This window comes from Mycobacterium sp. 1245499.0 (genome assembly GCF_001673615.1).
In the GTDB taxonomy this organism is placed as follows: Bacteria; Actinomycetota; Actinomycetes; order Mycobacteriales; family Mycobacteriaceae; genus Mycobacterium; species Mycobacterium europaeum_A.
The window spans coordinates 1-6,205 of the sequence record NZ_LZMG01000163.1; the positions used below are offsets into that span (position 1 = coordinate 1).

Genomic DNA, 6,205 nt, shown 5'->3' on the forward strand with positions numbered 1-6,205 from the left:
ACGCGGTGCTGCTCGACGGCGGCGGCTCGTCGGCGATCGTGCTGCGCCGCGACACCGGGGGCATGTGGGCCGGCGCCGGATCACCGCGGGGATCATGCGACACCCGGCAAGTGCTCTGTGATTCACACGAGCGGGCGCTGCCCAGCTGGCTGGCGTTCAACTAGTAACGGGCGCTTCGGTTTTCGCCGCCGGCGGCCCGAAGCGGAAGATCAGCAGGCTGGTGGCGATCACCGCCGCGGTGACAACGAACACCGGGGCGATCACGTATCTCGACATCGTCGCCCCGAAGAAGGCGCCGGCGCACATGGTGGCCACGACGCCGATGCGCAACCGCTGCCGTTCGCCGGTGCCTCCGGCCAACCGACTGTCCAGTCCGAGGCTGACGATCGTCGACGTGAGCACCGTGGTGGAGAGCTCTTGGATGCCGAACTGGCGCGCGCTGGAGTGTTGTAGACCGAACGTCACCGCGAGCATGCCGATCATGATCAGCTTGGAGGTCGCCTGGTAGCGCAGCACTCCCGTGCCCGCCAGAACCGCGAGCGCCAGCAGCAGGACGATTTCGATCGTCAGCACCGTGGTGATCCATGTCCGCGTCCGCAGGCCGAAATACCGCGCCAATCGGCCGCTGGCGATCGTGGTGCAGACGAAGGTCGGCAGGGCGACCGCGACGGCGGTCAGGTCGATGATCGTCCTTGGGGCCAGCCAGAATCCGAGGAAGATCACGTTGCCGGTCATGTTGGCGACGAACACGTGGCCGAGCACCAGGATGCTGATCGAGTCGGCCAACCCGGTGGCGAAGGTCAAGAGCAGCAACGCCGCTACCGTCCATCGCTCGGAGACCGGTGACGTGACAGCCATGCGCCCGGACTCGCCGCTAAACCTTGGGCGTCAGATCCAGCGACGTGATCGTCGTCATCCTGGTCACCAGCCAACGGTTGTCGGAACGTTTCAGGAACAGCCGGTAGGACAGGTACTTCAGCGACGGGACGTTCTTGGTCAACGGGCTGGTGGACGTCGTGTTGGTGTAGACGATGACCACGGCGTTGGAGTCGTCGAGGGTTTCGACCGCGGCGCCGGTCACGTCGGTGTGGTTGGTGATCTTGGCCTGCTTGTTGGGTGCCACGATCGCGTCGACGAATTTGCGGTACTGCGCCTCGAAATCGCCACTGAGATACCGGGATGCGCGATCGGCCAGGGTGTCCATGTTTTCCGGGGTGTACGTCCACAGCGTGGTGATCGCATTGGCGGCGGTCCGCGCGACGTTGAGTTTCGTTGCAGCGGTGGCCCGGTCGGCCAGGTACGGCTGCAGCATCGCGCCGGCGAACGCGGCGGAACCGACGAACAGCAGGGCGGCGATGGCGGAAACGGCGGCCCAGACCTTTGCGGTCCGCCGGTTCTTGCGCGCGGCGGTACCCTGCGGCGCGTCGGCCACCCGCTCCGCGTCCTCGTCGTCGGTGGCCCCGTCATCAGCGCTGTGCGGTGCGGCCGCGTCCCGGTCGGTGGCCTCGGATTCCGTTGTGGCCTCGGCCTCTTCGTCGTGGCGCTCCGGGCGGGCCTGGTGCGTCGCGTCCGTCGCGTCGTTCGCGTCGTCCCCGGAGGCGGCCGGAGTCCGCTCGGCGGTCACATCACCTGCTGCAGGTTGCTGATCTTCCACTTGTTCCCTTCCTGCGTCGCGGTCGCCGCCCATCGATTGGCGTTCTCCAACACCTGCTTCTCGTCCGGCGACTTGGTGCTGATCGCCGTCGCCACCATGACGTTGGCGCTGCCGTCGTCGTTCCATCGCTCCAGGCCGGCATCCAGGACCGTGCCGGTGGCCGGTTCGGCCCGGGCGACCTGCAGCAGGATCTCGTTGGCGTTCTTCTCATACTGCTTGGCGAAGTCCCCGGTCGCCTGCGCCAGGATCCGGTTCACGTAATCGTTGGCGTGAAAGGGATCGATGGAGATGAACTGCGTCATGAACCCGGTCACGTAGGTCAGCACCTCGCGGTCCTTGGACGCGGCCCGCGCCCGGATTTCGTGCGAGACGAGCATCAGTGTGCAGGCCGTGATCGCCACCACCATGAGCGCCGCGGCGACCGTGCCGGCCAACGGCAACAGCCATGGCCGCCCGGCCTCGACCGGGCGCGCGATGAGCAGTGGCCGCTCGCCGGGCGCAAATCTGCGGCGGGGACTCACTTGCCGCTCCCGGGCTGCTTCGGCTTGGTCAGCACCGTGAGATCGTCGACGCGCCAAGCGTTTCCGGGGCCCTTGGCAAATACCACCCGCACCGTCGCGCTGATGTAGCGCTGCTCGGGCCCGACGCCCCGTCGACCTTGCATGAAGATCAACATCGTTGCGCTGGACGGGGCGGCCGATTCAATCGAACTGTTGGTGACCCAGTACTCGTTGATCACCGGGTGCCCCTTTTGCACCAGGTCCTGCTGGGCCGACAGCTGGGGCCGATACTTGTCGGTCGCCAACGACAGCGCACGGGCGAAGTCGTCGTGCAGCGACTTAGGGTCGTAGGTCAGCATCTGGGCGACGATTTTGGGCCCCTGCGTCGCCAGCTGGGCGCGGGTCTGGTCGGTCGCCCGGTCCTGCCAGTACCCCCCGAAAAAACTCATCGCGAACCCGGCCAGGCAGAGCGCCGCCGCGCTTAGCACCGCGACCAGGCTCCAGCGGCGGACGTGTGGCGGCGACGCGTCCGGTGGGAGGCGCCGCACTTCGGTGCGCGCCAGCATGTCGGCGAACGTGCGACGGCGCGAATCCCACAGGGGCCAAAGCCATCCCACCACCGACGCGGTGTCGAGCAGGTGGGCGACATCGCGCAGCAGCAGGGTCCAGGGGCCCGGTGCGTCTCCGGTGCGGCGCGTCACCGCGACGCCCGCCAGAGCGCGGCCCAGGCTCCACCCGGTGATCACCGGCAGCAGCAACCGGTTGGCCAGCACCAGCAGGGTGACGACGCCCAGGGCGGAAATGCTCAGCCACCACCACACGCCCTGGGCCGGCACGGTACGCAGGACCAACGCCATCGTGACGATGACTGCGAGGCCCGCCACCGCATCGACTGAGAAGGCGATGACGCGAGAATGCCACGGCGCCAAGGCTTCCCGTGGTGACTCCTGAATTGCCCGGGGCGCAGTCTGTTCGACCACCACCGTCACTTCGTCACCTGGTCGAGCTTGGAAATCTTGTACTGCCCTTCGGCGAACGCCATTTTCACGCGCAGCCGGTAGCCGGCCTCGTTCTGGTTCTGGTCGCTGGCCACCTTGACGCGCAGCGCGACGAGAATGTCGATCGACCCGTCTCGGTTGTTGCGCTCGACCGCCGCCCGGACGTCCGACACCTGAACATGGATGTTCGCGGCCTGATACGCCTGCACCAGCATGCTCGTGTACAGCAGCGCCTGCGAGCGGAAGGCGTCGGTCCCACAGTCGACGATCTTCTGCTCGCTCGCCGTCATCGCATTGGTGTCGGGCGCCTGGGTCGCGGAGACGCATTCCACCGCCGCCTTCAGCGCCAGCGCGTCGTTGCGCGCCATCTGTTGGCTTTGCTGGTGGTAATGCAGCGCGAGGTAGCCACCGGCCCCGACGCCGGCGGCGCACAACACCAGCACAGCGGCGATCGCGGCCAGCCACCCGCGGGTCACCCGGGACGGACGGCGCTGGGCGGCGGCGACGGCGGATTCGGCGGCTGCCGGGTCGTCCGCCGCCGTGCCCTCGGACTCGGACTGGTCGGCCTCGGCGTCGGCACCGGCGGCATCGTCGGTGGATTCGGTCAGATCCGCGGAGGCATCCTGCGGACCGGTCTGCTCGGCTCCGTTCTCAGGTGCCGCCGAATCCTCGCTCTTGTCCTGGGTGGTCAACGAATCGTCCGTGTCGATGGGGTTCAGCCGGCTGGCGCCAGCATCTCCTTCCATCCATCGTCTCCTGTTCTGGTCGAGTTCTCGACGGAGTATTTAACTCCGTCTGGCCCTACCAGTTCACCGCTTTGGGGACTGTAGATCGCCGAGGGAGGCCCGCTGGGTTTGTAGACACAGGGGTTGGGCTGCTGGCCATTGCACTGCACGGTACCCGACCCCGGTCGGGACAACGGATCGCTGGTGGGCGGGGGTGTGCCCGCCACCCGGTCCGAGGGCGCCGGGTTGAGTCCGTTGTCCACCGACGGCGCCGGGATCACCATGCCCGGCTTCACCGGCTGATCACAGCGCGCCGCGGGTGCGGGGCAGGTCAGAATCTGGTTCGGGTCGCCGTACCAGGGGTTGGTACCGGCCGGCACATACGGCTTGGGGTCGCGGCATTCCCGCGGGGTTGCGGCCCGTTTGCCCGGAATATCCGTGCACGGGATGTTGCGCGAGCCGCGCACGCTGTTCGCCGGTGTCTCCATCGGGATCTTGCAATACGTGCCGGTGGGCAGCGGTTGGATGCTGGTGTCGGCCGGGGACCGCCACTCCGATGCCGGAATGAAGCCGGTCAGGCAGGGCGGCGGCTGGTTGATCGACAACGCCAGGTCCAGGGCGGCCATGTTCGGGAACGGCGCCGCCACCGTCTGGGCGATCGACGCACCCTGCGGCAGGAAAACCAGGACCTGCTCGACGCCGGTGTGGTAGCGCTTGAGCAGGTCGAAGACGACCTCGAGGTTGGCCAGCGTCTGGGGCAGCGAATCCTTGACGTCGTTGAACACCGAGTTGACCTGGTCGGCCGTCGGGGCCGCCTGGCGCAGCAGGCTTCTCAGGTGCTGGTCCTCCTGCGCGGACTGCGCGCCCAGCCTGTTCAGGTTGCGCGCCCAGCGCTCGATGTTGTCACTCGATTTCACCTGGCTGTCCAGCACCGGGCCGGAGTTCTGGATGATGTCGTTGACGTCGGTGATCTGGTTCTTGAAGTCGCCGACGATCGCCTGGGTGGCGTCGACCAACCGCTGCAGGTTGGGACCCAACCCGCCGACGGACTGCGCCGTCTCGTCGAGGAGCTTGCCGATCTTGTCCTTGGGCAGCACCGACAGGCCGCGGTTCGCCGTGTCCAGGGCCGGCCCGATCTCGGCGGGCACGGTGCCCTTCGTGATCGTCTGTCCTTCCGCCAGGTACTTGCCGGGGTTGCCGCTCGAGGTGAGGTCCAGGTACTGCTCACCGACCGCCGACACGGAGTGCACGTTGGCCGTCGCATCGATCGGGATCTTGTAGCGACTGTCGATGCTCATCGTCGCCTTGGCGCCGTGCTCGGTCGGCTCGACGTCGGTGACCTTGCCAATGGTGATGCCGCGGTAGGTGACGTTGGCCGTGGGATACAGCCCGCCCGAGGCCGGCAGGTCGGCCTTGAGCGTGTAGCGGCCGATGCCCACCAGGCTGGGGATCTGCAGGTAGTAGATCCCCAGCACGAGCAGCGAGATGACGGTCAGGATCCCGAAGGCGATCAGCTGGCGTCGGATGAAGGGAGTCAGCAATTCCTGTCCCCCCTTTCCACCAGCGGTCCACCCGGTGCGTCATTCGGGTTCGGCGTGTAACGCACGTCCGGGATCATCGTCTCCGGGTCGCGCCCAAACGACTGCTCGAGTGCCCGCAGGGCTCCCGACAAACCTGTCCCGGTGAGGAACGCGTTGTCGACGGCGCTGTAGGTCAGGTCGAGCGTCAGCGAGATGTTGATGTAGTCGCCGCGGAAGATCTTCGGGACCGTGTCGATGTCGAACGGCTGGGTGAGGATCAGCTTCAGCGCGCCGATCAGGTACGGCGAAGCCCGGCCGAGCTCCTTCAGCGGGCACTGCAGCGCCTGCAGATCGGTGTGCAGCGGCCCGCGCGCCTCCGACAGGTATTGGTCGGCGGCCTGGCTGAGCCGTCCCACCGAGTCGACGGCGTTGATCAGCAGGTTCCTGGTGTCGGCGAAATGCTTGATCAGCGGCGGGATGTCGGTGAGCACCCGATCCAAGACGTCGGCGCGGCCACCCACGTAGGTCAGCAGCCGGTTGGTCGAGTCGATGGCGTGCGTGATGTCGTCGCGCTGCTGGTTGAGCTGGTTGGTGAAAGTGTCCAGCTTGCCGAGCAGCGCCCGGATCGCCTCGCCGCGCCCATTGAAGATGTTGTAGACCTCGTTCTGCAGCACCTCCAGGTTCGGGATGCCGCCGCCGCGCAGGATCAGCGAGAGGCTGGCCAGCGTCTGCTCGGTGGTGGGGTACGAGGTCGAATTCTTCAGCGGAATGGTGTCGCCGCTCTTGAGCAGTTCGTGCGACGGGTTCG

At 67.1% G+C, this 6,205-nt stretch carries 7 protein-coding genes and 1 pseudogene; 1 reads left to right on the forward strand and 7 read right to left on the reverse strand.

Annotation, left to right across the window (positions count from 1 at the left end; genetic code table 11):
* Positions 1 to 164, forward strand: a pseudogene (locus A5646_RS29390) (hypothetical protein); the annotation flags it as partial.
* On the opposite strand, the gene A5646_RS09235 reads toward A5646_RS29390, so the two are convergent.
* From A5646_RS09235 to A5646_RS09265, 7 genes are all read right to left on the reverse strand, one after another.
* The gene (locus A5646_RS09235; protein ID WP_066862464.1) at positions 157 to 858 is read right to left on the reverse strand and encodes a YoaK family protein; all 702 of its coding nucleotides are present in this window, start codon (positions 856 to 858) and stop codon (positions 157 to 159) included. The pseudogene A5646_RS29390 and the gene A5646_RS09235 sit on opposite strands and share 8 nt — an antisense overlap.
* 16 nt (positions 859 to 874) lie before the next feature.
* The gene (locus A5646_RS09240) at positions 875 to 1,654 is read right to left on the reverse strand and encodes a mammalian cell entry protein (RefSeq protein ID WP_067021343.1); all 780 of its coding nucleotides are present in this window, start codon (positions 1,652 to 1,654) and stop codon (positions 875 to 877) included.
* A complete protein-coding gene (locus A5646_RS09245) occupies positions 1,621 to 2,175 on the reverse strand; it encodes a mammalian cell entry protein (RefSeq protein WP_066862520.1) in 555 nt (184 codons plus the stop codon). Before A5646_RS09245 ends, A5646_RS09240 begins: the two co-directional genes overlap by 34 nt.
* Positions 2,172 to 3,143, reverse strand: a complete 972-nt coding sequence (locus tag A5646_RS09250) for an RDD family protein (RefSeq protein WP_067021344.1) — start codon at positions 3,141 to 3,143, stop codon at positions 2,172 to 2,174. The genes A5646_RS09245 and A5646_RS09250 overlap by 4 nt, the downstream gene beginning before the upstream one ends.
* A complete protein-coding gene (locus A5646_RS09255; RefSeq protein WP_066862451.1) occupies positions 3,140 to 3,898 on the reverse strand; it encodes an Mce protein in 759 nt (252 codons plus the stop codon). The genes A5646_RS09250 and A5646_RS09255 overlap by 4 nt, the downstream gene beginning before the upstream one ends.
* Positions 3,868 to 5,418: a virulence factor Mce family protein gene (locus tag A5646_RS09260; protein WP_066862448.1), complete on the reverse strand. Its 1,551-nt coding sequence runs from the start codon at positions 5,416 to 5,418 to the stop codon at positions 3,868 to 3,870. Before A5646_RS09260 ends, A5646_RS09255 begins: the two co-directional genes overlap by 31 nt.
* Positions 5,412 to 6,205: MCE family protein (locus A5646_RS09265; RefSeq protein WP_082984684.1), on the reverse strand; the 794-nt coding region annotated here is incomplete at its 5' end. The genes A5646_RS09265 and A5646_RS09260, both read right to left, overlap by 7 nt.